A 25,757-nucleotide genomic window follows, 5' to 3' on the forward strand; every position below is an offset into this window, starting at 1 on the left:
ATGAGCCTGTTTTCACGTTTAGCTTCGGCGCTGGTTATCGGCAGCATTCTGACCAGCAGCGCATTTGCTGCTGAGCCCGTCGCACCCAAGACGTTCCGCATTGGTTACCAGAAGGGCTCGGTCAGCATGGTGCTGGCCCGCTCACATCAGCTACTGGAAAAACGTTTTCCCGACACACTAATCAAATGGGTTGAATTCCCGGCCGGACCGCAAATGCTTGAAGCCCTGAATGTGAACAGCATCGACCTGGGCAGTACCGGCGATATTCCGCCTATTTTTGCCCAGGCCGCCGGTGCCGATCTGCTGTATGTTGGAGCCGAGCCGCCAAAGCCGAAAGCAGAAGTGATCCTGGTTGCGAAAAACAGCCCGATCCAAACCGTAGCTGAACTTAAAGGCCACAAGGTCGCTTTCCAGAAAGGCTCCAGCTCACATAACCTGCTGCTACGCGCGCTGGAAAAAGCCGGGCTGAAGTTCAGCGATATCCGGCCCACTTACCTGACACCTGCTGATGCGCGTGCCGCCTTCCAACAGGGCGATGTGGCTGCCTGGGCCATTTGGGATCCCTACTACTCCGCCGCATTGCTGGAAGGCGGGGCCAGGGTACTGACCGATGGCAGCCAGTTGAATCAGACGGGTTCGTTCTACCTCGCGACCCGCCCTTTCACTGAAGCCAACGGCACCTTTATCACTCAGGTATTACAGACCTTCAGTCAGGCAGATGCGCTGACTATCAGCGACCGCAATAACAGTATCAACCTGCTTTCCCAGGCGATGGGCCTGCCAAAACCGGTGATCGCCAGCTATCTGGATCACCGCCCGCCGACCACCATCGGCCCGGTCAGCGACAAAACGGCGAAGCTGCAGCAGCAAACCGCCGACCTGTTTTACGCCAATCATCTGATGCCGGTGAAAGTCGATATTGCCAGCCGTATCTGGCATGACGCACCGTCCCCCCATTAAGGAGTCGTATTATGAGCCTTTCCGTTTTCTGGTTTCTGCCCACTCATGGTGATGGCCACTATTTAGGCACGGCAGACGGTGCCCGTCCGGTGGATCACGGATATTTGCAGCAGATTGCCCAGGCGGCCGACCGCCTTGGCTTCGGTGGTGTGCTGATCCCGACCGGCCGTTCCTGCGAAGATGCGTGGCTGGTTGCAGCCTCACTGGTCCCGGTGACCCAGCGCCTGCGTTTTCTGGTGGCACTGCGTCCGGGCGTCATCTCCCCGACTCAGGCAGCCCGCCAGGCGGCCACGCTGGATCGCCTCTCCAATGGCCGCGCCCTGTTTAATTTGGTCACCGGAGGTGATGCGGAAGAACTGGCCGGAGACGGCGTGTTTCTCGATCACCGCGAACGTTATCAAGAATCGGCTGAATTCACCCGCGTCTGGCGTCGGGTGCTGGAAGGCGAAACGGTCGATTATGAAGGCAAGCATGTACATGTCCGTGGCGCACGCCTGATGTTTAAACCCGTTCAGCAGCCCCGCCCACCGCTGTGGTTTGGCGGATCGTCTGAGCCAGCTCAGGATCTCGCTGCTGAACAGGTGGATGTCTATCTGACGTGGGGCGAACCCCCTGTTCAGGTCAAAGAGAAAATTGAACAGGTGCGAGCCAAAGCCGCGGCTCAGGGCCGCAAAGTAAAATTTGGCATTCGTCTGCATGTCATCGTTCGCGAAACAAATGAAGAAGCCTGGCGTGCCGCAGATCGTCTGATCTCTCATCTTGATGACGCCACCATTGCCAAAGCCCAGGCGGCGCTGGCGCGTACAGACTCCGTTGGCCAGCAACGGATGGCTGCTCTGCATGGCGGACGCCGCGATAAGCTCGAAATCAGTCCTAACCTGTGGGCAGGCGTCGGACTGGTACGTGGCGGAGCGGGTACGGCACTGGTCGGTGATGGCGAAACCGTGGCGGCAAGAATGCAGGAGTATGCCGATCTGGGTATCGAAACCTTTATCCTGTCCGGTTATCCACACCTGGAAGAAGCGTATCGCGTGGGTGAACTTCTGTTCCCGCATCTGGATCTCAATGTGCCGGAAATTCCGCAACCGCGTGTGGTTTCCGCTCATGGTGAAGCCGTGGCTAACGACTTTACCCCGCAAAAAGTCTCGCAGAGTTAGAGGTCATCATGAACAAGCAATTAAACCGCATTGGCAATCAGCTGCTGCCGTGGGCGCTGCCGGTTCTGTTAGTGGTGGTGTGGCAAATCGCCTCACAAACCGGCTGGCTCTCTACCCGTATCCTGCCCTCGCCGGAAGCGATTGTGGTGACGTTCTGGAAGCTGACCGCCAGCGGAGAACTCTGGCAGAACCTGGCAATCAGTACCTGGCGTGCAGCGATTGGCTTTGCCATCGGCGGCTCGCTTGGTCTGGTTCTTGGTCTGATCACCGGCATGTCCCGCACGGGCGAACGCCTGCTGGATACTTCGGTACAGATGATCCGTAACGTACCGCATCTGGCACTGATCCCGCTGGTCATTTTGTGGTTCGGCATTGATGAGTCAGCCAAGATTTTCCTGGTGGCACTGGGGACACTTTTCCCGATCTACCTCAACACCTATCACGGCATCCGTAATATTGACCGCGGGCTGGTGGAGATGGCCCGCAGCTATGGGCTTTCCGGCTGGAGCCTGTTTATCCAGGTGGTCCTGCCGGGCGCGCTGCCGTCGATCATGGTTGGCGTCAGGTTCGCCCTGGGCCTGATGTGGCTGACGCTGATCGTCGCGGAGACTATTTCCGCCAACTCCGGCATCGGTTATCTGGCAATGAATGCCCGTGAGTTCCTGCAAACGGATGTGGTAGTGGTTGCCATTATTCTTTACGCCCTGCTCGGTAAACTGGCTGACGTCAGCGCGTTGTTACTGGAACGTGTCTGGCTGCGCTGGCATCCGGCTTATCAACTGAAAGAGGAAAACGCATGAGCGAAATAACTCCGTCACCGGCGCGCCTCAATGCCGGTACACCTCTGGTGGTCAATAGCGTCAGCAAGCAGTACAAGGGCCGTACCGTACTGAACAACATCGACCTGCATATCCCGTCTGGCCAGTTTGTGGCTGTCGTTGGCCGCAGCGGCTGCGGAAAGAGTACCCTGCTGCGTCTGCTGGCCGGGTTGGAAAAAACCACCTCTGGCGAACTGCTGGCCGGTAACGCTCCGCTTTGCGAGGCGCAGGATGATACGCGCCTGATGTTCCAGGATGACCGCCTGCTGCCGTGGAAAAGTGTAATTGATAACGTCGGGCTGGGTCTGAAGGGCAAGTCGTGGAAAGCCGATGCCATGGACGCGCTGACCGCTGTCGGGCTGTCAGAGAGGGCCAAAGAGTGGCCTGCCGCTCTGTCAGGCGGACAGAAACAGCGTGTGGCGCTGGCCCGTGCTTTGATCCACCGCCCAGGCCTGCTGCTGCTGGATGAGCCGCTGGGCGCGCTGGATGCGTTAACAAGAATCGAAATGCAGGATCTGATTGAATCGCTGTGGCAGCAACATCACTTCACCGTGCTGCTGGTGACGCATGACGTCAGTGAAGCTGTGGCGATGGCTGACCGCGTGCTGCTGATCGAAGAGGGAAATATCGGTCTTGATCTGACTGTCGATCTTCCCCGCCCGCGACGTAAAGGATCGGTGCGCCTGGCGGAGCTGGAAGCTGAAGTGCTGGATCGGGTGATGAAAAGATCGCCGGTTGAAGCGCAAAAACGCTACGCACAACGTTAAAAAAAGGGGCGAATCCAGAATTCGCCCCTTCCTCTCTACTGCTTCAGATTACTCAGGCATTCAGCGCTTTGCTGATCTTCTCATACAGATCCCCGGACAGTTTATCCAGCCCTTTCAACTGCTCCAGCGCATCACGCATCAGCGCCTGGCGGCCTGCATCATAACGTTTCAGGCGGATCAGCGGCTCGATCATCCGCGCGGCAACCTGAGGGTTACGTGTGTTCAGATCGGACAGGATTTCAACCAGGAATTGATAGCCGCTGCCGTTGACGGCATGGAATGCCGATGGATTAGCGGAAGCAAAGGCGCCAATCAGCGAGCGGATACGGTTTGGATTGCTCAGGGTGAATGAACGGTGGCTGAGCAGTGCCCGCACCCGGTTCAGCACATCAGCAGCCGGGCTGGTGGCCTGCAGTGCAAACCACTTGTCCATCACCAGCCCATCTTTATGCCAGCGCTCATCAAACGCCGTCAGTAGTGCTTCACGGCACGGCAGCTGAGCCGCCACTGAGGCTGCCATCGCCGCCACCGAATCGGTCATGTTGTTGGCCTGCTGGAACTGGGTTTTGACCAGTTTGTCGGCCAGTTCAACGTCACCAAAGGCCAGATAGCCCAGACAGACATTCTTCAGTGAACGTTTACCAATTTCTGCATGCTCAACGCGGTAATCAGCCGACTGGTTGGCGTTGTAAACCGCCAGCCACTCATCTGCCAGTTCGGTGGCCAGCATCCGCACCAGTGATTCACGAACGTCAGAGATAGCCTGTGGATCGATTGTCTCAAACAACTCAGCAATTTCGTTTTCACCCGGCAGCGACAGGATCAGCGCCATCAATGCCGGATCGCTGTTCTCTTCCAGCAGCACCGCACGGAAAGCATCCGCCACGTGCAGAGGAACCGACAGTGGTTGTCCCTGCTGATGGCGCGCAACGTTCAGCTTGATATAGGTTGCCATCAGGCTTTGGGCCGCATCCCAGCGGGCAAAATCGTTACGGGCATGGCGCATCAGGAAGGTCAGCTGCGCGTCACTCCAGTTGTAATCCAGCTTCACCGGCGCGGAGAATTCGCGCAGTAAAGATGGCACCGGCTGGAAGTAAACGTTGTCGAACACGAAACTCTGGAACTCTTCGGTCACGTTCAGCACGTGGTGAACCGGATGGCCATTGTGCTGCAGCGGGATCACCTTGCCTTCGCCATCATACAGCTCTATATCCAGCGGGATATGCAGCGGGCGCTTATCTTTCTGATCGGCGGTTGGCGGGGTCGTCTGGGTCACATGCAGGGTGTACTGCTCCAGTTCCGGATTGTAATCATCGCGGATCGAGAGCACCGGCGTACCAGACTGGCTGTACCAACGGCGGAAGTGTGACAAATCAACGTTAGAAGCATCTTCCATCGCCTGCACAAAATCATCACAGGTCGCTGCACTGCCGTCGTGACGCTCAAAATAGAGCTGCATACCCTTCTGGAAATTCTCTTCGCCCAGCAGCGTGTGCATCATGCGGATCACTTCCGATCCCTTCTCATACACCGTCAGGGTATAGAAGTTATTCATCTCGATCACCTGCTCAGGGCGGATTGGGTGCGCCATCGGGCTGGCATCCTCAGCAAACTGCGCACCGCGCATCACGCGAACGTTATCGATACGATTAACTGCGCGCGAACCGAGGTCTGAACTAAACTCCTGATCGCGGAACACGGTCAGCCCCTCTTTCAGGCTGAGCTGGAACCAGTCGCGACAGGTGACGCGGTTGCCGGTCCAGTTGTGGAAATATTCATGACCAATTACCGCTTCAATACCGAGATAATCTTTGTCGGTGGCGGTTTCAGCCTTCGCCAGCACATACTTCGAATTGAAGACGTTCAGGCCTTTGTTCTCCATCGCGCCCATGTTGAAGAAATCCACGGCGACGATCATAAAGATATCGAGATCGTATTCAAGGCCGAAACGCTCCTCATCCCACTTCATGCTGTTTTTCAGCGAGGTCATCGCCCAGTCAGCGCGATCGAGGTTACCGCGGTCGACGAAAATTTCCAGTGCCACATCGCGCCCTGAACGGGTTTTGAAGCTGTCGCGCAATACGTCAAAATCACCCGCCACCAGAGCAAACAGATAGCAAGGTTTCGGGAACGGATCTTCCCACTTCATCCAGTGACGCCCATCTTCCATCTGCCCACCGTCAATACGGTTACCGTTCGACAATAAATAAGGATAGAGTGCCTGTTCAGCAATAATGGTGGTGGTAAAGCGGGCCAGTACGTCCGGACGGTCAAGATACCACGTAATATGACGGAAACCCTCCGCTTCACATTGAGTACAGAGTGCTTCACCGGATTTGTACAACCCTTCCAGCGCAGTGTTTTTATCCGGGTGGATGTCGTTGACGATCTTCATCGTGAACGTCTCTGGCAACTGTTCAAGGATCAGCGCACCCTCTTCCAGCCGGTAATGCGGCCAGGAGCGATCGTCAATGTCGAGGGATACCAGCGTCAGATCTTCCCCATCAAGACGCAATTCCGCGCCCGCCGCCCCTAAACGCTTAATGCGGCTGACCGCAGTGACCCGGGTGGTGCTGGCGTCCAGATTGAATGTCAGGTCGATGTCCGTGATAGTGTAATCCGGCGCACGATAATCATGGCGATTTTTGGCTTGTGGCAATTGCGTCATAAGTCCTTCTCACGTCGATAATTAGTTAACCTTTTCAAGTCTATTCCTGTTGGCGCAATGTTGCCACGTTGAATCCCCTTTCTCGCCACTGATCGCTCTGAAATCTACATTTCATTAACAAGCGCACAGATTGCCCTCGACCTTGTCAGCGGATTTATGCTGTGATCGGGTTCAATAAATGAGTATTCAAGTTATACTCCTGCGTCTTTTCCATTTTTTTAAACCAGGGATAACGCTCTTCGCCAGAGGATGCTGAAACGCACCATGACACGACATGCTTCCCCGATACTGACCACGTTGTTGGATACGGACGCCTACAAGTTGCATATGCAACAGGCGGTGTTCCATCGTTACCAGAAAGTTTCCGTGGTGGCCGAGTTCCGTTGCAGGGGCGATGACCTGCTGGGAATTTACGCTGATGAAATCGTTCGCCAGATTACGTCCATGCAGTCGCTGGCGCTCAGCGGCGAAGAAGCCGACTACCTCGCTGGCCTGCCCTTCTTTAAAGAGGACTACCTGGACTGGCTGCGACAGTTCCGCTACGACCCTTCACAGGTTCGCGTCCGTAATAACCAGGGCAAACTGGACATCCGCATCTCCGGTTCGTGGCTGGAAGTGATCATGTGGGAAGTGCCGCTGCTGGCGCTGATCAGCGAAGTGGTTCACCGCCATCGTTCTCCGCTGGTTCAGCCGAAACAGGCCGTTGAACGCCTGCAGAGCAAGCTGGTGGACTTTAAGCAGCTCACCGCCGATCTGGACATGTCCCGCTTTAAACTGATGGATTTCGGCACCCGTCGCCGTTTTTCCCGCGATGTGCAGAGTGCGATTGTCACCACGCTGCAGCAGGATTTCCCGTGGCTGGTAGGCTCCAGCAATTACGACATTGCCCGCCGCCTGAATATTGCTCCGGTTGGGACTCAGGCGCACGAATGGTTCCAGGCGCATCAGCAGATCAGTCCGGTGCTGGCTAACAGCCAGCGTGCCGCGCTGCAGGCCTGGCTGGAAGAGTATCCGCACAGTCTGGGGATCGCCCTGACCGACTGCATCACCATGGATGCTTTCCTGCGTGACTTCGGCCAGCATTTTGCCAGCAGCTATCAGGGCCTGCGCCATGACTCTGGCGATCCGGTGGAGTGGGGAGAAAAAGCCATTGCCCACTACGAAAAGCTGGGCATCGATCCGCGCAGTAAGACGCTGGTCTTCTCCGATAATCTGGACCTGGATAAAGCGGTAGATCTTTACCGCCACTTTGGACAACGGGCGGATGTGATTTTCGGTATTGGAACCCGTCTTACCTGTGATATCCCGCAGGTCAAGCCGCTGAATATCGTGATCAAGCTGGTGGAATGCAACGGCAAACCAGTGGCGAAACTCTCTGACAGCCCGGGTAAAACCATCTGTCAGGACAAAGCTTTCGTCCGCGCATTACGTAAAGCCTTCGATTTGCCGCTGGTGAAAAAAGCCAGCTAGCCTTGCTGACATAGAGAAGAGGGTCGCCGCGCCCTCTTCTCTTTTCGTCCCGCCTCACGCGGCAATAAATCTCCCACATTACAAAGAATTCTTCTTGTGTCTCGCCTGTCGGCAAGTAACATAGCACTACCTCAAATCTGAGGTGATTTTCTTATTCTGATAAAAGAGAGACTTTATATGAGCGTTGTGCCTGTAGCGGATGTACTGCACGGCCGGGCCGCGGTTGACAGCGAAGTCACCGTTCGCGGCTGGGTACGTACCCGAAGAGATTCAAAAGCCGGTATTTCCTTTATCGCCGTGTATGACGGCTCCTGCTTTAATCCCGTCCAGGCTGTCGTCAATAATTCTCTGAATAATTATCAGGATGAAGTTCTGCGCCTGACCACCGGCTGTTCAGTAGAGATCACCGGTAAGGTCGTCGAGTCCCCTGGTGAAGGCCAGAGCTACGAAATCCAGGCCAGCGCCGTTGAGGTTGTGGGCTGGGTCGACGATCCGGATACCTATCCGATGGCGGCCAAACGTCACAGCATTGAGTATCTGCGTGAGGTTGCTCACCTGCGCCCGCGTACCAACCTGATTGGCGCCGTGGCGCGTGTTCGCCACACTCTGGCGCAGGCGCTGCATCGCTTCTTCGATGAGCAAGGTTTTTTCTGGGTCTCCACGCCGCTGATCACGGCTTCAGATACGGAAGGTGCCGGTGAGATGTTCCGCGTGTCGACGCTGGATCTGGAAAACCTGCCGCGCACGCCGGAAGGCAAAGTGAATTTCGAAGAAGATTTCTTCGGCAAAGAAGCCTTCCTGACCGTATCCGGCCAGCTGAACGGCGAAACCTACGCCAGCGCCCTGTCAAAAATCTACACCTTCGGACCGACTTTCCGTGCCGAAAACTCCAACACCAGCCGCCACCTGGCAGAATTCTGGATGCTGGAGCCGGAAGTGGCCTTCGCCGATCTGGAAGACAACGCTGCACTGGCAGAAGCGATGCTGAAATACGTTTTCAAAGCGGTACTGGAAGAACGTGCCGACGATATGGCGTTCTTTGCCGAGCGCGTAGACAAAGATGCAGTCACCCGCCTGGAGCGATTTGTAACGACAGATTTTGCTCAGGTTGATTACACCGATGCGGTGGAAATCCTGATTAACTGCGGAGAGAAGTTTGAGAATGCCGTTTCCTGGGGCATCGATCTTTCCTCAGAACACGAACGATATCTGGCTGAGAAACACTTTAAAGCGCCGGTAGTGGTGAAAAATTACCCGAAGGATATCAAGGCATTTTATATGCGCCTTAACGACGACGGTAAAACCGTGGCCGCGATGGATGTTCTTGCCCCTGGCATTGGTGAAATCATCGGTGGATCGCAGCGTGAAGAGCGTCTTGACGTACTGGATGCCCGACTGGCTGAAATGGGCCTGAATAAAGAAGATTACTGGTGGTATCGCGACTTACGCCGTTACGGCACCGTCCCGCACTCCGGATTTGGCTTAGGTTTCGAGAGGTTAATTGCCTATGTCACCGGCGTACAAAATGTAAGAGACGTTATCGCTTTCCCAAGGACTCCACGTAACGCCAGCTTCTGATTTACTGCATTAAACATAAGAAATTCATATATATATTCAAGGTCAGCCTCGCTGGCCTTTTTTTATTTTTGTAAATTATGAGATGGTTCACAAAGTTCCGTATAATTTACATTTTGTAATACATATTTTCCTTATGAAACAAGAATAGGATATTAGTAGCATTTTCGGGCTAGATAATCCGCTCAGTGAATGGAAAGATGCGTGCAGACACAGGAAGACACCAAACTCTCTTCATGGTTCTGTAAAGAATTGCTGACGGCAGTGGCAGGTGTCCAAATAACTCCAATGAGGGTAATAAAAAATGATGAAGCGCAACATTCTGGCACTGGTTATCCCAGCCCTGTTAGCAGCTGGTGCAGCCAATGCAGCAGAAATCTACAACAAAGACGGCAATAAACTGGATCTGTACGGTAAAGTCGATGGTCTGCACTACTTCTCTGATGACTCCGGCAACGACGGTGACCAGTCTTATGTGCGCTTTGGTTTCAAAGGTGAAACCCAGATCAACGATATGATCACCGGTTACGGCCAGTGGGAATACAACATTCAGGCGAACAACTCTGAAGGCGGAGATGACGCGCAGTCTGGCAACAAAACCCGTCTGGGCTTTGCGGGTCTGAAATTCGGCGACGCAGGTTCTTTCGACTACGGTCGTAACTACGGCGTTGTTTACGATGCAATCGGCTGGACCGATATGCTGCCAGAGTTCGGTGGCTACTCAGGCTACTCTGACAACTTCATGGCTGGCCGTTCAAGCGGTCTGGCTACCTACCGTAACACCAACTTCTTTGGTCTGGTTGACGGCTGGGACTTCGCTGTACAGTACCAGGGCAAAAACGACCGTACTGAAGACCCACGTCGTGCTAACGGCGACGGCTGGGGTGTGTCTACCTCTTACACCTCCCCAATCGGTGTGGGTATCGTAGGTGCTTATGCTTCTGGTGACCGTACTACCGAGCAGAACCAGATGGATTACGGCCAGGGCGACAAAACTCAGCAGTGGTCTACCGCTCTGAAATATGATGCCAACAACGTGTACCTGGCAGCTTCTTACGGCGAAAACCGTAATTCTCAGTACATCGCCAACGGTAACACCGGTGCAACCGGTTTCGCTAACAAAGCTCAGAACTTTGATATCGTAGCTCAGTACCAGTTCGACTTCGGTCTGCGTCCATCCATCGCCTACGAGCAGTCTAAAGGCAAGGATATCGAAGGCGTTGGCGATGCTGACCTGTACAAATATGTTGATGTCGGTGCGACTTACTACTTCAACAAAAACATGTCTACCTACGTCGACTACCAGATCAACCTGCTGGATGACAACAATCCACTGGGTCTGAATACTGACGATATCGTAGCTGTAGGTCTGGTTTACCAGTTCTAAGTTACGCAGCCGGGAGAATGCTCTCCTGAGCCATCAAAAAACGGGGCCTCTGGCCCCGTTTTTGTTTTGTTTGATTTACACCCCTGTTTTACACCCCTGTTTTAGCGCAAACGGTTGGCAATTTGTGCGCCGTGGCGGTAACCTGATACCTCACTTCGCTTCAGTTTAAGCTAACGGACTTCGACTATGTTTGAACGCATTGCAGCTGCACCCGCAGACCCCATTCTTGGTTTAGCCGACCTTTTCCGCGCTGACGACCGCCCAAATAAGATCAACCTCGGCATCGGCGTGTATAAAGATGAAACGGGTAAGACGCCAGTCCTGACCAGCGTGAAAAAAGCTGAGCAGTATCTGCTGGAAAACGAAACCACCAAAAACTACCTGAGCATCGATGGCCTGGCCGATTTCGGCAAGCGCACTCAGGAGCTGCTGTTTGGTAAAGAGAACGCCCTGATCGGCGCTAAGCGTGCCCGCACCGCTCAGACGCCTGGTGGCACCGGTGCCCTGCGTGTTGCTGCTGATTTTATTGCTACCCAGACCAGCGCAAAGCGCATCTGGGTCAGCAACCCAAGCTGGCCAAACCATAAAAACGTCTTTGAGTCTGCCGGCCTGGAAGTCTGTGAATACCAGTACTATGATGCGGCAACCCACTCGCTGGATTTCGGGGGTATGCTGAACGCGCTGCGTGGGGCTGCAGCTGGCGATATCGTGCTGTTCCACGGCTGCTGCCATAACCCGACCGGCGTTGATCCTTCTGCTGAGCAGTGGACACAGCTGGCTGAATTGTCCAGCGCCTGCGGCTGGCTGCCGCTGTTCGACTTCGCCTACCAGGGATTTGCCCGCGGTCTGGAAGAAGATGCTGAAGGCCTGCGGATCTTCGCCGCCAGCCACCAGGAATTGCTGGTTGCCAGCTCTTACTCCAAGAACTTTGGCCTGTACAACGAGCGCGTCGGTGCCTTTACGCTGGTTGCCAGCGAAGCCGCCGTTGCCGATACCGCCTTCAGTCAGGTGAAAGCCACCATCCGGGCTAACTACTCTAACCCACCGGCTCACGGTGCTGCCGTGGTGGCGACCATCCTGAGCAACGATGCGCTGCGTGCGTTGTGGGAACAGGAGCTGACCGATATGCGCCAGCGTATTCACCGCATGCGCCAGCTGTTTGTGAATACCCTGCAGGAGAAAGGCGCGAAAGGTGACTTCAGCTTTATCATCAATCAGAACGGGATGTTCTCGTTCAGCGGCCTGACTAAAGACCAGGTTATCCGTCTGCGTGAAGAGTTCGGCGTCTATGCGGTGAATTCAGGTCGGGTTAACGTCGCTGGGATGACACCGGATAACATGTCCCCGCTGTGCGAAGCCATCGTCGCTGTTTTGTAATCTCGGTCAGTGACCGTGCCGTAATAAAAAAGCCTGCTAATCAGCAGGCTTTTTTGTCACTCAAGGCTGTTACTGCAAAAATGGATTGGAGATCCTTTCCCGCCCCAGAGTGGATAACGGTCCATGTCCTGGCAGGAAGGTGACATCATCACCCAGCGGCAACAGTTTGCGCCTGATGGCATCAATAAGATCTTCATGGCTGCCCTGCGGGAAGTCAGTGCGACCCACGCCACCACTGAATATCACATCTCCCGAAACCAGCAGACGAGCGGCACGGTCGAAGAACACAATATGACCTGGCGTATGGCCGGGACAGAGCAGAATTTCGAGCCTGGCGTCACCAACCTGCACGGTTTCGCCCTCTTCCAGCCAGCGATCCGGTTTCACCGGCGTGCAGTCCGGCAGGCCAAACATCTGGCTCTGAACAGGTAAAGCGTCCAGCCAGAAAGCATCAGCACGATGCGGGCCCACTACGGGAACGCCATAAAAGCTGGCCAGATCGCTCGCGGCTCCCACATGGTCAAGGTGGCCGTGAGTCAGCAGAACTTGCGTTACCGTTACGCCCTTTTCTGCCACCGCTGCCTGAATTTTTTCCGCATCACCGCCTGGATCGACCACCGCTGCCTGCAGGGTGACCGGACACCAGATCAACGAGCAGTTCTGAGCAAACGCCGTGACCGGAATGATTTGATAGTCCATAACGCTCCATTACCGCCAGCCAGCGGGCTGGCCGGATTTCATTACCAGTGCCGCACCGGCCCGGTATCAATATGCACAAAGTCGCTGCTGGGGTAGTATCCTACACCCCCGGCCTTCATGGAAAGCGCGGCTTTGCGAACATTACTCAATGAAATGCCTTCGATATGGAAATCCATTGCCTGGCCCAGCGTGTGATAGCTGTGTTTTGCCACCCCTCTGCTGCGCTTGCGCATTGAATTATTGGTCGCCAGCGAGCGATAGCCGGAGATAAGCTGCACGGGCTTACGGGTATCCAGCAAGGCCTGCAAGCGGTAGAGCTGGTCGAAAAGGTGCGGATCAATGCTCTTGATTTTATTCGCCCGGTAATCACGGAAAAAATGATTCAGGCGCGTCAACTCATCCTTATCGTAACTCTTGCCGTTGAAGAATTCCGTTTTCAGACTTTCCCCGGTGTTCAGGTTGTTCAGTGTTAATACACGAGGACGCGAAGTGGAAAGCGAGGCGAAAGCCTGCCCCGGCAGCAGTGCCAGACCAAACGCTGCACCGCCAAGAGCCAGCCATTTACGGCGTTGAATATCGAATTTATCCATGAATCAGTGTTACCCAGCTTAAATGATCTTTAATGGTGCAAAACAGTCACCGTCCGGAACCATAACTGGGGTGAAATACGGAGTCAACCCGTTAAATGTGACGGGCGCGACAATTCACAAAGCCTGTGTCGCGCCCGCCATAATGCCGTTCCATGGCGGTGGTAACTAAATCCTGATGAATCAACAATTAGAGCAATAATTGACCAGCTGCGGCCATCACCTGAGCGCCGGAGCGTGCGGTGATATCATAATTGTAAATATCTGTGCGGAACTGCGGCTTACCGTCATCCGCTACCCAGGCTGTCAGATAATAGAGATTAACCGGAATACGATGCCGGATGGGCACGTAACGGGTATCTCCTTCTTTCAGGGTGCTGGAGATCCGCGTGTCATTCCAGCCTGCATCCTGCAACAGCAGGTTAGCGAGATCGGACGCTTTATTGACACGCACACAGCCGGAGCTTAACGCCCGGATATCTTTCTGGAACAAATTATGATTTGGCGTATCGTGCAGATAAATCGCATCTGAGCTGGGCATATTGAATTTATAACGACCCAGCGAGTTAGTGGCACCCGGAGCCTGACGGATGCGATAAGGGAACGATGCCGCCGACACCAACCGCCAGTCAATCATGGTCGGATCTATCACTTCCGCATCACTGCTCCAGCCCGACAGCAGCGTATAGTTATGTTTATAAAGATATGTCGGATCCTGCTTCACTTTAGGCACAATGTCCTGACGCACCAGAGTGGTAGGCACGTTCCAGGGTGGGTTAAGCACTACGTTATTCAACGCGCTTCGCATCAGCGGAGTTTTGCGATCTGGCCGTCCCACAATCACACGTGAAGCAAGAATTTGATTACCGTTGAGGTAATAAATCAGCGAATAGTTGGGAATGTTAACCATGATGCCATTATGCATATCATCCGGCAGCAGGCGCAGACGCTGAATGTTCAGCGCCAGCAACGATGCACGCAGCTGAGGTGAAGCATTCAACCATTCGCGCGTGCGAATACCAATAGCCCCATCTGCCTCCAGCCCCTGCCAGCGCTGAAAACGCTTCACAGCCTCAACCAGATCGGCGGAATAAATATGGGTAGGATCGGCCGGAGAGGCCTCCTGCACCTGACCGACAGGCTGCGGTGTGTTGGCCTGCACGCTATCATTCACCGGTGCTGCAGACGGGCTGACCACCGCTTCCTCATCAACAAAAGAGGCAGGAACGCTGGTGGTTGGCACCGCATCATCATCAGGTTTCGGAGCATCGCTACCTGGCGTCATCATCCCGGTACGCTGCAAAATTTCCCTCAGCGCCGGAATATCATCACTCAGCTGACCAGGACGCAGCGTCTGTTTTGCGGTGAGCTGCGGCCACGGGTGATTATCGGCCAGCAGAGCCTTCAGCGCCTGATGCATCGGCACATATTGCGGATGTCGGGGAGCCAGTGAAGTGACGAAAACGCCGCTGCTACCCTGCTGCACAGCGCGCTGCCACTGGTTGATTACCGACATTGTCGGTACTTCAATCTTGTAGGGCACGTTGCTGTACAGCCAGGTTTCGCCTTTGGCTGGCACAGAGGAGACAAACTGCAGGTAACCCAGCATCGCATCAGACAGCACCACGTCGCGGGCCATGCCGGTTACTGCTGGGTCGGTCAGCACTTTCACCCACTGGGTAAATTGCGGTTGCACGCCGGAAATCGCCACTTCGGCCAACTGCTGTTGAAACTGTTGTACAGCCTGGCGATCCTGCCACATAGGCTGCATTCCGTTAGAGGCATACAATGGGGCAAGCGCGTTAAGGAAGAACGGACGATAACCATTCTGGAAGGCTGATAACAGCTGTGACTGTGCCTGGGCGGCAGTATAAGACGCCGTAGCGGGAGCGGAGACCGGAGGAATACCCGCCACTGCTGGCATCGCCAGCCCGAACGCCAATACCAGGCAACTGCCCGACAGTGTTAACCTTGCAAATAGTATTTTTGTCAGCAACATCCCTTGCCTCCTGTAAAGTGTCTGAAAAGACGATGACTGTCTGATGATTAGTCATTGTTATAAGTATAGAAAAAGAAAACGGCATTTGCCGTAAAAGCGACAAACGCCGTGCCCAGATTAATGCGCTGACAGTTTTTTTTCCATATCTGTCAGCGGATAATTTCATCTGTTCGGATCAGGATGAAGCCTGCTGGCTCTCCTGTTCCGCTGACGAATTCGCTGCCGCGGGTTCAGCAGCGAAGCCGCGCAGCCCAACGACATGAACGTGTTCGGTATTATTAATAACCTTACGCACCAGTTTGTAGGTGGTCCCCTTCTCCGGACTGATATTTTCCGGCGCAGCGATAATCAGCTGCATTTCCAGGCGGTCACAAAGTTCAAACAGCGTGGCAATGGATTTGGCATCCAGACGCGCCGCTTCATCCAGGAACAGTAAACGACACGGAGAAATGTCTTTACCACGCAGGCGACGGGACTCTTCTTCCCAGCTCTGAACTACCATCACCAGAATCGACATCCCGGTCCCGATCGCCTCTCCGGTAGACAGCGCACCACTCTCTGCACGCAGCCAGCCGTCGGAACCACGGTTAACCTCCACTTCCATCTCAAGGTAGTTACGGTAGTCCAGCAGCTCTTCACCGATAGTCTGCGGCGTGCGTTGCCCCATATCGACCTGCGGATTCAGGCGCTGATACAGCTTCGCCAGCGCTTCGGAGAAGGTCAGGCGGTTACTGTTAAACAGATCCTGATGCTGCTCGTGCTGTTCGGACAGCACATCCAGCAGCGTCGCATGGGACTCGCGCACGTTCACGTTCAGACGAACGCTGTGCACCTGACCGAAGCTGACGCTCTGCAGCCCCTGGTTCAGCTGGCGGATACGGTTCTGTTCACGCTGAATGGTTTTGCGGATAATGTTCGACACGCTGCGTGAACTGATTGCCAGCATCTGTTCGCGGGCGGTCAGCTCTTCCGTCAGTCGGCCCAGCTCGATTTCCATCTGCTCGATGGCTTCGACCGGATCGTCAGTGCGGATGATGTCCTGACGGATACGCTCGCGCAGGTGCTGATAGACCGCGATAAAGAACTGGATCTTACGCTCAGGGCGTTTAGGATCCTCGGAAAGACGCAGCACGTCGCGCAGATGTTCATTATCCGCCACCGCCAGACGCAGCGCACCCAGCGCCTTATCCGACATTGAACGCAGCTCGTCGCCGCCCAGATAGGCCAGCTCACGACGGTGTAGTCGACGCTCCACGCCATTATCTTTCACCATGCGTAACACAGCGACCCAACCCGCTTTAGCGCTGACGACCTGCTCACGGCCCTGGTGATAATCGCGTTCCACACGCTTCAGTTTTTTCTGCAGTGCATCCATCTCCGCTTCACAGAAGGTCAGCTGTTTTTCCAGCTGATTACGGCGTGCACGGTTGTTGCTCAGGGCGGTGTACAGCTCATCACGGCGCAGACGCGCACGCTCTTCAGCGCTGGCATCAGCCTGAACGCCAATGTCCTGCATTTCCTGCTGCAGTTCTTTCAGCATGTCACACTTGGCATCGTAAGAACTTTTCAGCGACGCCAGCACCTGAGAGTACTGAGTCAATTGTGCCTGATGACTCCGCATCTGCTCGCGGGCACGGGCACGTTCGGACTCGGCCTGCTCAAGGCGCTGACGCAGTTTTTCATTCAGATCGCTGTTGCCGTCCAGCATCCCGGCGGAGTCAACGTAGCTGAAGTGCGCACGACGCTGAACCACTTCAGTGATTGCAAAGGCCTGCTGACGCGCATCGCGCTGAACCTGCTGCGCCTGCTGGTAATCCAGCTTCAGCTGTTCGTGCTGTTCCGGGTCGCTCTGCAGAACGGAAATCAGCGGCTCCAGCTTCGCCAGCTGGTTGCCGTGCTGCTGCAGGAAGCGCGCGGCTTCCTGGGCTTCATCCAGGCGCTCAAGAATTTCGTCATAGCGATCCTGCAGGGTTTCATCCATCAGCAGACTGACGCGAGGCATCAGGCGATTTAGCTGCGCAACGCCCTCTTTCGCCTGGTCAAATTGCTGGCGCTGCTGCTGGTTTTCGCTTTCGTGCGCGGTCAATCCACGCTCCAGCTCGCCGCGGCGGCTGCTGAGAGTACGGATCTGCGCTTCAGGGTCTGGCTCAAACGCCACGCCCAGGTGGCTGCCGATAAAGCGGCTAAACGACTGGTGCAGACGCTGCGTTTTCTGGACGTCGAACGACAAATTGGCATAGCGTTCTGCCAGCGTTTCACGCTCGGCATGCAGCAGTTCAAGCTGATTTTCACGAGCTGCACGGCCAAACAGCGGCACTTTCGGGAAGCGCGAATAACGCCACTGACGATCGCCAGTGACCACCACCGCTTTTTGCAGCTCTTCAACATTGAACACACTGTCATCGAAGGATTGCGGATCCCCTTCAATCAGGTAGAGATCTTCCGGACAGTCTTCGAGGCCATCCAGCAGATCGCGGACCAGCGACAGATCCGGCACCACGATGCCATGACGCGCAGGCCCATAAAGTGCGGAGAAGTACGGCGCATCTTCGATGGTCACATCATCATAAATTTCTGACAGCAGTACGCCGCCAAAACGCTCAGCAAGGTGATTCAGGCGGGCATCTTCTGCTCCGCCCGGCTGGCTGAGACGCTCGATTTGCTTTTCAACTTCACGCTTGCGGGTAGAGACTTCGTCACGCTCAACGGTGGTTTCGCGCTCACGCTCCAGCAGCTGCTGCATGAACTCGGTAACCTGCTGGCCGTTCTCCAGCGACTGTCCCGTCTGCTCGCTGAGCTGCGTCAGAATTTCCTGCGCGGCCAGCCAGTGCGGGGCCTGTTTGGTCAGGCGGGCAATGCGCTCGCGCACCTGCTCCAACTCCTGACGCATCTCCATTCTCCGCTCACCGGCCTCAGAGACGCTTTCGGAAAGCTGCTCAATCTGTGCCTCCAGCTCGTGCTGCAGTCCTTCCAGCTCCTGGGGATCGTACTGCTGCCCATGGCGCTTGCAGAACTCATTCAGCAGACGCTCGGCATCCTGCTGCTCACGCAGTCGCTGTTCCATTTCAGACAGGCGCGCACGCAGTGACTGCAGTTGCTCAGCGTGATAGCGCTGGTTGCTGGCGTCACGCAGCAGTTCACGACCGGTCTGGTAAGCCTCACTACGGCTGACCGGCCCGGCGATGCGGGTCACCAGTTCAAACGCCTGCTCAAACTGACTGTGCGCCGCATCAGCCACGCTCATCTTCTGCTCAAGCATCAACAGCTTATCAGTCGCTTCCTGCTCTTTCGCCTGGAAGGTTTCCTGCCAGGTTTCGGCATTTTCCACGCTGAGATCGCGGATCTGACAAACCTGCTGCGCACGTTGCAAAGCAGCAAGGGCCTGTTGATACTGAATGGCACGGGTCTGCTGCACGTCCAGCGCCTGCTGGTAATCGGCCAGCTGACTTTTCAGCTCATCCACTTCCAGCTCGGCCGCTTCAGCACGCGCTTCGTTATCTTCCTGTACTTCCCGCGCTTCGGCCACCACCTCGTTCTGCTCTTCCAGACGGTAGGTCAGCTCATCGATATCACTTTCATAGCGCTCGATTTTTTCCTGCTGACGCATTGCCGTCTGCACCAGATTCAGGTGGTCACTGGCACTCTGATAATCCGTTTCCAGATCGCTTTCCGCGCCATTATGTTCGCCCAGTTCGCGCGCCATTTCGACATGACGATACTGCTCTGCGGCCAGCTGTCGGCGGCTACCGAACAGTTCGCCACGGTTCAGCAAAGCGCCATCGAGATGAATACGACGCTCGTTAGCATGGCGCATATAGTCGGCGGCCACATAGCTGGTCGCTTCCGAGATCAGATGCTTAAACAGATCGCGATCGGACTGCGTGACGCGAATCGCTTCCAGCGTCATGCGGTTTTCACGCAGCGCGGCTTCCATATCCTGGAAGGCCTTACGCACGCCGCTGTTTTCCGGCAGCAGGTAATCACGCAGTGAGCGGGTGATGGCACTGGAGATCCCGCCGTACAGCGAGGCCTCAATCAGGCGATAGTATTTGCTGCGATCGGCGGCCGAGCGCAGACGACGCGCCACGATCCCCAGATCGAACATCAGCGAATGGTAATCAGTGATCGAGTTGAACTGCTTAAACTGAACGCTCTCCATCGCCTCGAACTTCTCTTTCAGTTCGCTGAGCGGCAGAACACGTGCCTGACGGGCATTAACCGTCTCGGTCAAAATTTCCGTCGGGTTAATGCTGGTCGGCAGACCGTGAATACTGAACGGCTTGATATCCACCTTGCGGTCACGACCGGCGACCTGCTGCAGTCGCACACCCACGATCACGCGCTGGTGCAACGAGTTGACCACGTCCAGCGCGGCATAACAGACACCCGGGCGCAGCTTACCGTGCAAACCTTTATCACGCGAACCAGAGGTCGCCCCTGCTTCCGTGGTGTTACGGAAGTGCAGCAGCGTCAGATCGGGGATCAACGCGGTGATGAAAGCCGCCATGGTGGTTGATTTACCGGCCCCGTTACCGCCTGACAGCGTGGTGACCAGCTCATCAAGATCGAAGGTTCGGGCAAAGAAACCGTTCCAGTTAATCAGCGTCAGGGAGCGAAACTTACCGCGTTCAATCATTCTCATTCTCCGCGTTGTCGGACGAATTGCTGTCCTCATCGGTTTCGTCGTTTAGTGCCAGGCCGCCTTCAATTGGCATTGCTTCACCATCCCTGATCATTCTCAGCTGAGCTTCGCGGGCATCATCGCCGCTGCGGACATCCGCACCGAAGCGGAAAACCGTCTCAATTATGCGGAATTTGCTGTTGTCGTTGCCCATAAACCACACCATACCCAGGCGGCGCAGGCGGTTCAGCGAAGCACGCATTTTTTCCTGCAGCTTCTGGCGGTCAAGGTCAGACCCTGTTGAACGCTGATTTACCAGCTTCAGTAGCTTGCTTTCATCCGCCAGCGACAGCAGCTCATCGTACAGCTCCTGCTGGGTGAAAATCCCCTCATTCGCCAGACGTTCCGGGCTGAGGTAGAGATAGCAGAGGATCTTGCCGACCATCATATCCAGCTCGGAAAGCACCGAGCGCGGAATCAGCGTTGTTGAGCGCGGACGCAGATAGAAGAATCCTTCCGGAGCGCGGATCAGCTCGACGTTATAGCGGGTATAGAACTCTTCCAGATATTCCTGGTAGTCCATCAGAAAGGCGTGGTTATCCAGCTCTTCAATGCCAATGTGGCGACCGGCACGCAGCTGGCTGTCCAGCGCCGGAAAAAGGGAGTTAGCCAGCGCCTGAGCCAGTTTTACCGGCATCACTTGTTCAATATTTATCGATGACATGCGCCTGTACCTTGGCTCCGTAATCATTAATGACCTGCCACTCTGCGTGCAGGCCGGAGAAATCTGCTTCGGCCACGCCTAAACGCACGGCCTGATCGACGACAATTCTGGCCACGTCAAAATGACGGGCTCTTGGATACTGCGTCAGATATTCGCGCATCACCGCACTCAGATTGAGCGGTTTTTGCTGCGCTTTGTAAAACGCCAGCGCCTCTTCAATCATCGCCGCCAGCTGTTCACGAATTTCGTTGAACTCTTCATATTCCAGTTCGGAAGGTAACTCGCCAGTTACTTCTTCGTTACGCAGCGCCAGCTCTTCATCACGCACGTCAAACAAACGGTCCGCATTGGCGTAGGTTAAAGCCCACGGGCTGTCGAAATAGTTCTGAACCGACAAACGCAAACGCTGGGCAAAAACGCGGTTTTTATCCATATCAATCGCGGTACGGATAAATTTATGTACGTGGCGGTCGTAGCCGATCCACAGGTCAATTGCCTGCTGACCCCAGCTGATAATGCGGTCGAGTTTGTTCTGCAGATCGAAGACCAGCTTATCGATAAAACCGAGATCAGGGCTGCTCATGGTGGCATCCTGAATCCGCAACAGGTTTGCCTGCAGCTTGTCGCCTGCCGCCTCCAGCGTATCCTGCAGCTCGCGCAATGTGCCGGACGTTTCATTCAGCAGCAGCTCGCAGCTTTCGATCGCCGCGCGCCAGTCTTTATTCAGCAGTTGCGCGATATCATCTTTCACCGCTTGCTGCTGTTCATCCATGATGCGCTGGGTGATATCGATACTGTCAAAAATCTCCGCCACCGAGTATTTCAGCGGCGCGAACACGTTACGGTGCCAGTGGAAATCATCGCCGTCTTCATCTGCCGCATCGGCCGCACGCTTCAGCTCGCCAGCCACAATGGACAGCTGCATGGAGAGGCGCAGCGTGGAAAACTCACGCTGGCGGATATAATAGTCGGTGATGCCGATAGCCAGCGGCGTCAGGCGATAGATAGCATTGCCTTCCGCGTGTTCGCTGGTAAAACGGTTGAGCAGGCGCTGCCTCACCATATCATTGATGGCGTTATTGGCGCGGACCACAACGGTTTCGCTGGTCTGTTCAAACCCTTCGCTGACGTGACGAAATGCGTCGGTCAGTTCACCCTCGCTCATTTCGCCATCCATGCGCTCCCCGTTCAGGGTGGCAATTGCCAGCAAAAATGCCAGACGTTCGGTAGGTAACGTGACCGAAAAATCATTTTTTCGCGCCCAGGCAACCAGTTCCGGTACAGTCTGGGAAAATTCACTCATAGTTCGTCCTGTTTATGGGTTTCCGTGCTGTAACGTGGATATAACGGCCCAAACTTAAAAATGGCTCCTGACGGCAGAAGCGTTTTTCCAGCGCCAGAATTTCCTCAAAGCGTTCAGTCTGTTTGTGCTTGTCGCGCATGTAGTCATGGAAGACGCGGATACCGGTTTTATTTTCCACCGTGAATCCGGCCTCTTCCAGCCAGCTATAAACCTGTTCAGGTTCGCGCGGGTAGTCCGGCGACAGCGTTTTTCGCTTCCGCTTACGCAAATCGGCCTGCATGTAGCCAAAATTGCCCAGCACCAGAGTCTGCATCATCAGCCCGTTGACGTTATAAAACATCAGCGAGAGCACGCCACCAGGGGCCAGCGTGTCATATAACGCGGCCAGAACTGCTTCAGGCTCTGCCACCCACTCAAGCACAGCGTGAAACAATACCAGATCGGCGGGCTTATCCAAATGTTGACCGACCTGTTGCGCGCTAATTTGTTTAAATTGCATGTTATCGCTCACACCTTTTTCTTCTGCGTGAAGGCGGGCGCGCTGCAACATCTCACCGGACAAATCGCAGAGTAAAACCTGATGGCCCTTCGCGGCAAGTCCGCAACCGGTCTGCCCTTCACCGCCACCAGCATCCAGCACCTGCAGTGCCCGTTGCGGTAGCGTGGCTAAAATCTCGTCCAGCTCCTGCCAGACTATGGCCTGGCGAATACGGCCTTTGGTGGTACCGTAGATGTTCTGCGAAAATCTTTCCGCAATATCATCAAAGTTGCGATCCTGCATGATCGGTCTCCGGCCTGCTTGATGGGTGAATCTGCGGTCTATTTTGGCATACACTGGCGGAGAATGAACCTTTCAGTCGCTGCTTCGCATTCGGGTGGTGTTTTTTCGGACAACAGGAGTCCGTTTTCATGTTTTTTGCGCTTAAAAAAGTGGCTGGCGGTCTGTTGCTGCCCTTGCCTTTCCTGCTGTTGTTGATGGCAGCAGGGCTTTTGTTGCTCTGGTTCAGCCGCTGGCAGAAAACCGGCAAAATTATCCTCTCTTCTGCCTGGCTGATTTTGATGCTGATCAGCCTGCAACCCGTTGCAGATAGTTTGCTGAAGCCGCTTGAAAATCGTTATGTCACCTGGCAGGGCAGCCAGAAAGTGGATTATGTCGTGGTACTCGGCGGCGGTTATACGTGGGATCAAAATTGGGCACCCAGCTCAAACATGCTGAATAACAGCCTGCCGCGGTTAGCAGAAGGGATTCGTTTATGGCGGGAAAATCCGGGGGCGAAGATGATCTTTACCGGCGCGGCGGCGCAAAATAACCCGGTCAGCTCTGCAGAAGTTACTTCCCGCGTGGCTCAATCGCTGGGTGTACCTCCCGGCGATATCATCACGCTCAACAAACCGCGTGACACCAGCCAGGAAGCCCGTGAAGTAGCAAAAGTGGTCGGCAACCGGCCATTCCTGCTGGTGACATCGGCCTCTCATCTGCCACGGGCGATGATTTTCTTCCGGCAGCAGGGACTGAATCCGTTGCCTGCCCCGGCTAACCAGCTGGCGATAACGTCCCCACTGAACTTCTGGGAAAAGGCCATTCCTTCGCCATTGTGGCTGAGTCACAGCGATCGGGCGATTTACGAGACGCTCGGCCGCCTGTGGCAAACAATGACCGCGCCGTCAGTTGAGCCAGGGAAGCAGTGATGCTGCTGCGTGATCAAAACGTTTTCGATCGAACTGGCCGGTCTGGATCAACCGGCCCATTTCATCCCACAGCGTGTAAAGCCAGCGGCGGGTGATAAAGCCTTCGGCGACCGGCGCCTGCTTCAGATAGTGAAAAAGCAGCGACTCCGCCGGACCTTCTTCATTTAACCGGAAGAGATCGTATTCGCGCGGGGCCCACAGCACGGTGCCAGGGTTGATAATTGACAGCAGTTCATCGCTCCAGGCCTGCTTCAGCATGCTACGCAACGACAGATTACCGTGAACAAGCACGCAGGGATCGTCAAAATCATCAAACAGATGTTCCAGATTCTGGCGGCTGCGAAACAGCACCCGCCGCTCTTCCATCGTCAGCGCCCCTGGCCGCAAAAAACCCAGCGTTGACCATAGCACTTCCACCCGTTGCGCATACCACACCGCCCAGTGACTTTCCTGGGTGCTATCAACATTGCCGACCAGACCATGGCTGTCGAGACGGTGCCAGGCGAGCAGCGCCTCAACAATTTGATCCTGTAGCTGTAGCCAGCGCTCCGGCGTGCGGGTCGGCGCCTCCACGGAAACACCCCCCATCCGCTCAATCAACAGCACTTCATGCATCGGCTGCTGCTGGCTGATAATCAGGCCATACACCGTTGGCATGCGGATGGTGCTGTCGCGGGCCAGCATCGACAGCTTGTAGGCTTCCTGAGAAGCGATACCTTTTACGTTGTAGTATTTTGCCACCAGCGGCAGAGAGTGGCCCTGCCCGTCATACAGCGACCAGAGGCTGGCACAGGGTTGTTCACTGATGCATTCGAGACGGCTGAGCGTCTCGCCCAGCACCAGCGAGAGTTCTGAACGAAGTTGTTCCATCTGCTGCTCCTAAGTTACACAGGCGTCACCACAGGCCGGACTGTCATTTTATTCCCAGGGTGCCAGAAGCAGAGCAAAGGGGCCGATAAAAGCCCCGGATAATTACTGCATTGCTGCCCGCACGCGGGCCAGATCTTCCGGCGTATCAACACCCACGCTCGGGATTGCTTTGGCGACATCCACGTGGATTTTCTCGCCGTACCACAGCACTCGCAGCTGCTCCAGCAGCTCAATCTGCTCCAGCGGGCTTGGCTCCCAACTAACGTAGCGACGAATAAATCCGGCACGGTAGCCGTAGATACCGATATGACGCAGGAAGTTATCGCCTACCGTCTCACGCGAGGCAGCAAAGCGCTCACGGTCCCACGGGATAGTGGCGCGGGAGAAATAGAGAGCGTAGCCCTGCGAATCCATCACCACCTTCACCGCATTAGGATTGAAGGCTTCTTCGGCCGACTCAATCGGTACCGCCAGCGTTGCCATACCTGCGGTACTTTGAGCCAGGTTATCAGCAACCTGACGGATAATAACCGGTGGGATCAAGGGCTCATCGCCCTGCACGTTGACGATCACCGTCTCATCGGAAAACTGATAGCGTTCAATGACTTCAGCCAGTCTTTCCGTGCCGGAATGATGATCGGGGCGGGTCATACAGACTTCACCACCGGCGGCCTCAACAGCGCGGGCCACCTCTTCATTATCGGTGGCCACGATCACTCTTTCAGCACCCGACTCCAGCGCACGCTCCATCACGTGCACCACCATCGGCTTACCGTGAATATCTACCAGCGGTTTCCCCGGCAGCCGCGTGGAAGCAAAGCGTGCCGGGATAATGGCAACAAAACTCATGGGTGGATCTCTTCAAGCGTCAGCGATCGCGCTTCCGTCTCCAGCAGCACAGGAATGCCGTCGCGCACCGGATAAGCCAGCCCATCGGGTTTGCAGATCAGTTCCTGCTGGTCTTTGATGTAATACAGCTTGCCGTGGCAGACAGGGCAAGCAACGATTTCAAGTAAGCGGTGATCCATGGTATCTCCCTTGTGGACCCGGTCAGACAGGCAGTCAGAATATCATAGCTCGGCACCG

Annotated in this window: 20 protein-coding genes; 9 read left to right on the plus strand and 11 right to left on the minus strand. The window is 55.3% G+C overall.

All coding sequences use genetic code 11. From position 1 onward, the window contains the following. The 4 genes from GSQ70_RS20700 to ssuB are packed head-to-tail and all read left to right on the plus strand — an operon-like array spanning position 1 to position 3,702. A complete protein-coding gene (locus GSQ70_RS20700) occupies positions 1 to 960 on the plus strand; it encodes a sulfonate ABC transporter substrate-binding protein (protein ID WP_158784275.1) in 960 nt (319 codons plus the stop codon). Positions 961 to 971: 11 nt separating this feature from the next. Further along, positions 972 to 2,117, plus strand: a complete 1,146-nt coding sequence (gene ssuD, locus GSQ70_RS20705) for an FMNH2-dependent alkanesulfonate monooxygenase (RefSeq protein WP_158784276.1) — start codon at positions 972 to 974, stop codon at positions 2,115 to 2,117. Positions 2,118 to 2,125: 8 nt separating this feature from the next. After that, positions 2,126 to 2,917 carry an aliphatic sulfonate ABC transporter permease SsuC gene (ssuC, locus tag GSQ70_RS20710; RefSeq protein WP_158784277.1) on the plus strand — a complete coding sequence of 264 codons (792 nt, stop codon included), beginning with the start codon at positions 2,126 to 2,128 and terminating at the stop codon, positions 2,915 to 2,917. Continuing rightward, positions 2,914 to 3,702, plus strand: coding sequence for an aliphatic sulfonates ABC transporter ATP-binding protein (gene ssuB, locus GSQ70_RS20715; protein ID WP_158784278.1), 789 nt, complete (start codon positions 2,914 to 2,916; stop codon positions 3,700 to 3,702). The genes ssuC and ssuB overlap by 4 nt, the downstream gene beginning before the upstream one ends. A gap of 52 nt (positions 3,703 to 3,754) precedes the next feature. Here the strand turns inward: ssuB and pepN are convergent, their stop codons facing one another. Then, positions 3,755 to 6,370 carry an aminopeptidase N gene (gene pepN / locus GSQ70_RS20720; protein WP_158784279.1) on the minus strand — a complete coding sequence of 872 codons (2,616 nt, stop codon included), beginning with the start codon at positions 6,368 to 6,370 and terminating at the stop codon, positions 3,755 to 3,757. 264 nt (positions 6,371 to 6,634) lie between these two features. Between pepN and pncB the strand changes: the two genes are divergently transcribed. From pncB to GSQ70_RS20740, 4 genes are all read left to right on the plus strand, one after another. After that, a complete protein-coding gene (pncB, locus tag GSQ70_RS20725; RefSeq protein ID WP_158784280.1) occupies positions 6,635 to 7,840 on the plus strand; it encodes a nicotinate phosphoribosyltransferase in 1,206 nt (401 codons plus the stop codon). 177 nt (positions 7,841 to 8,017) lie between these two features. Further along, complete coding sequence (gene asnS, locus GSQ70_RS20730; RefSeq protein WP_158784281.1) at positions 8,018 to 9,418, plus strand: asparagine--tRNA ligase; 1,401 nt, start codon at positions 8,018 to 8,020, stop codon at positions 9,416 to 9,418. Between the two features lie 301 nt (positions 9,419 to 9,719). Continuing rightward, positions 9,720 to 10,802 carry a porin OmpF gene (gene ompF, locus GSQ70_RS20735; protein WP_304623057.1) on the plus strand — a complete coding sequence of 361 codons (1,083 nt, stop codon included), beginning with the start codon at positions 9,720 to 9,722 and terminating at the stop codon, positions 10,800 to 10,802. A gap of 186 nt (positions 10,803 to 10,988) precedes the next feature. After that, positions 10,989 to 12,179: an amino acid aminotransferase gene (locus tag GSQ70_RS20740; protein ID WP_158784282.1), complete on the plus strand. Its 1,191-nt coding sequence runs from the start codon at positions 10,989 to 10,991 to the stop codon at positions 12,177 to 12,179. A gap of 69 nt (positions 12,180 to 12,248) precedes the next feature. On the opposite strand, the gene GSQ70_RS20745 is transcribed toward GSQ70_RS20740, so the two are convergent. From GSQ70_RS20745 to cmoM, 7 genes are all read right to left on the minus strand, one after another. Beyond that, positions 12,249 to 12,878 carry an MBL fold metallo-hydrolase gene (locus GSQ70_RS20745; RefSeq protein WP_158784283.1) on the minus strand — a complete coding sequence of 210 codons (630 nt, stop codon included), beginning with the start codon at positions 12,876 to 12,878 and terminating at the stop codon, positions 12,249 to 12,251. 41 nt (positions 12,879 to 12,919) lie between these two features. Continuing rightward, entirely contained in the window at positions 12,920 to 13,468 is a 549-nt protein-coding gene (locus GSQ70_RS20750) for a YcbK family protein (protein WP_158784284.1), read from the minus strand. 187 nt (positions 13,469 to 13,655) lie between these two features. Beyond that, on the minus strand, positions 13,656 to 15,464 hold the full coding sequence (gene ldtD / locus GSQ70_RS20755) for a L,D-transpeptidase (RefSeq protein WP_158784285.1): 1,809 nt from the start codon (positions 15,462 to 15,464) through the stop codon (positions 13,656 to 13,658). A 175-nt stretch (positions 15,465 to 15,639) separates the two neighbouring features. After that, positions 15,640 to 20,100, minus strand: coding sequence for a chromosome partition protein MukB (gene mukB, locus GSQ70_RS20760; RefSeq protein WP_158784286.1), 4,461 nt, complete (start codon positions 20,098 to 20,100; stop codon positions 15,640 to 15,642). After that, positions 20,093 to 20,809: a chromosome partition protein MukE gene (gene mukE, locus GSQ70_RS20765; RefSeq protein ID WP_158784287.1), complete on the minus strand. Its 717-nt coding sequence runs from the start codon at positions 20,807 to 20,809 to the stop codon at positions 20,093 to 20,095. The genes mukB and mukE overlap by 8 nt, the downstream gene beginning before the upstream one ends. Then, a complete protein-coding gene (mukF, locus tag GSQ70_RS20770; protein ID WP_158784288.1) occupies positions 20,790 to 22,112 on the minus strand; it encodes a chromosome partition protein MukF in 1,323 nt (440 codons plus the stop codon). Before mukF ends, mukE begins: the two co-directional genes overlap by 20 nt. Then, positions 22,105 to 22,893 (minus strand): tRNA uridine 5-oxyacetic acid(34) methyltransferase CmoM, encoded by a 789-nt coding sequence (gene cmoM / locus GSQ70_RS20775; protein ID WP_158784289.1) that lies wholly within the window; start codon positions 22,891 to 22,893, stop codon positions 22,105 to 22,107. Before cmoM ends, mukF begins: the two co-directional genes overlap by 8 nt. 128 nt (positions 22,894 to 23,021) lie before the next feature. Between cmoM and elyC the strand changes: the two genes are divergently transcribed. Further along, positions 23,022 to 23,801 carry an envelope biogenesis factor ElyC gene (gene elyC / locus GSQ70_RS20780; RefSeq protein WP_158784290.1) on the plus strand — a complete coding sequence of 260 codons (780 nt, stop codon included), beginning with the start codon at positions 23,022 to 23,024 and terminating at the stop codon, positions 23,799 to 23,801. Here the strand turns inward: elyC and GSQ70_RS20785 are convergent. From GSQ70_RS20785 to GSQ70_RS20795, 3 genes are all read right to left on the minus strand, one after another. Further along, on the minus strand, positions 23,778 to 24,671 hold the full coding sequence (locus GSQ70_RS20785; RefSeq protein WP_158784291.1) for a YcbJ family phosphotransferase: 894 nt from the start codon (positions 24,669 to 24,671) through the stop codon (positions 23,778 to 23,780). The two genes, elyC and GSQ70_RS20785, sit on opposite strands and share 24 nt — an antisense overlap. Before the next feature lie 102 nt (positions 24,672 to 24,773). Beyond that, positions 24,774 to 25,520, minus strand: a complete 747-nt coding sequence (gene kdsB, locus GSQ70_RS20790) for a 3-deoxy-manno-octulosonate cytidylyltransferase (RefSeq protein WP_158784292.1) — start codon at positions 25,518 to 25,520, stop codon at positions 24,774 to 24,776. Continuing rightward, positions 25,517 to 25,699, minus strand: a complete 183-nt coding sequence (locus GSQ70_RS20795; RefSeq protein WP_158784293.1) for a Trm112 family protein — start codon at positions 25,697 to 25,699, stop codon at positions 25,517 to 25,519. The genes kdsB and GSQ70_RS20795 overlap by 4 nt, the downstream gene beginning before the upstream one ends. Positions 25,700 to 25,757 lie beyond the last annotated feature (58 nt).

This window comes from Pantoea sp. BAV 3049 (assembly GCF_009765445.1).
In the GTDB taxonomy this organism is placed as follows: Bacteria; Pseudomonadota; Gammaproteobacteria; order Enterobacterales; family Enterobacteriaceae; genus Erwinia.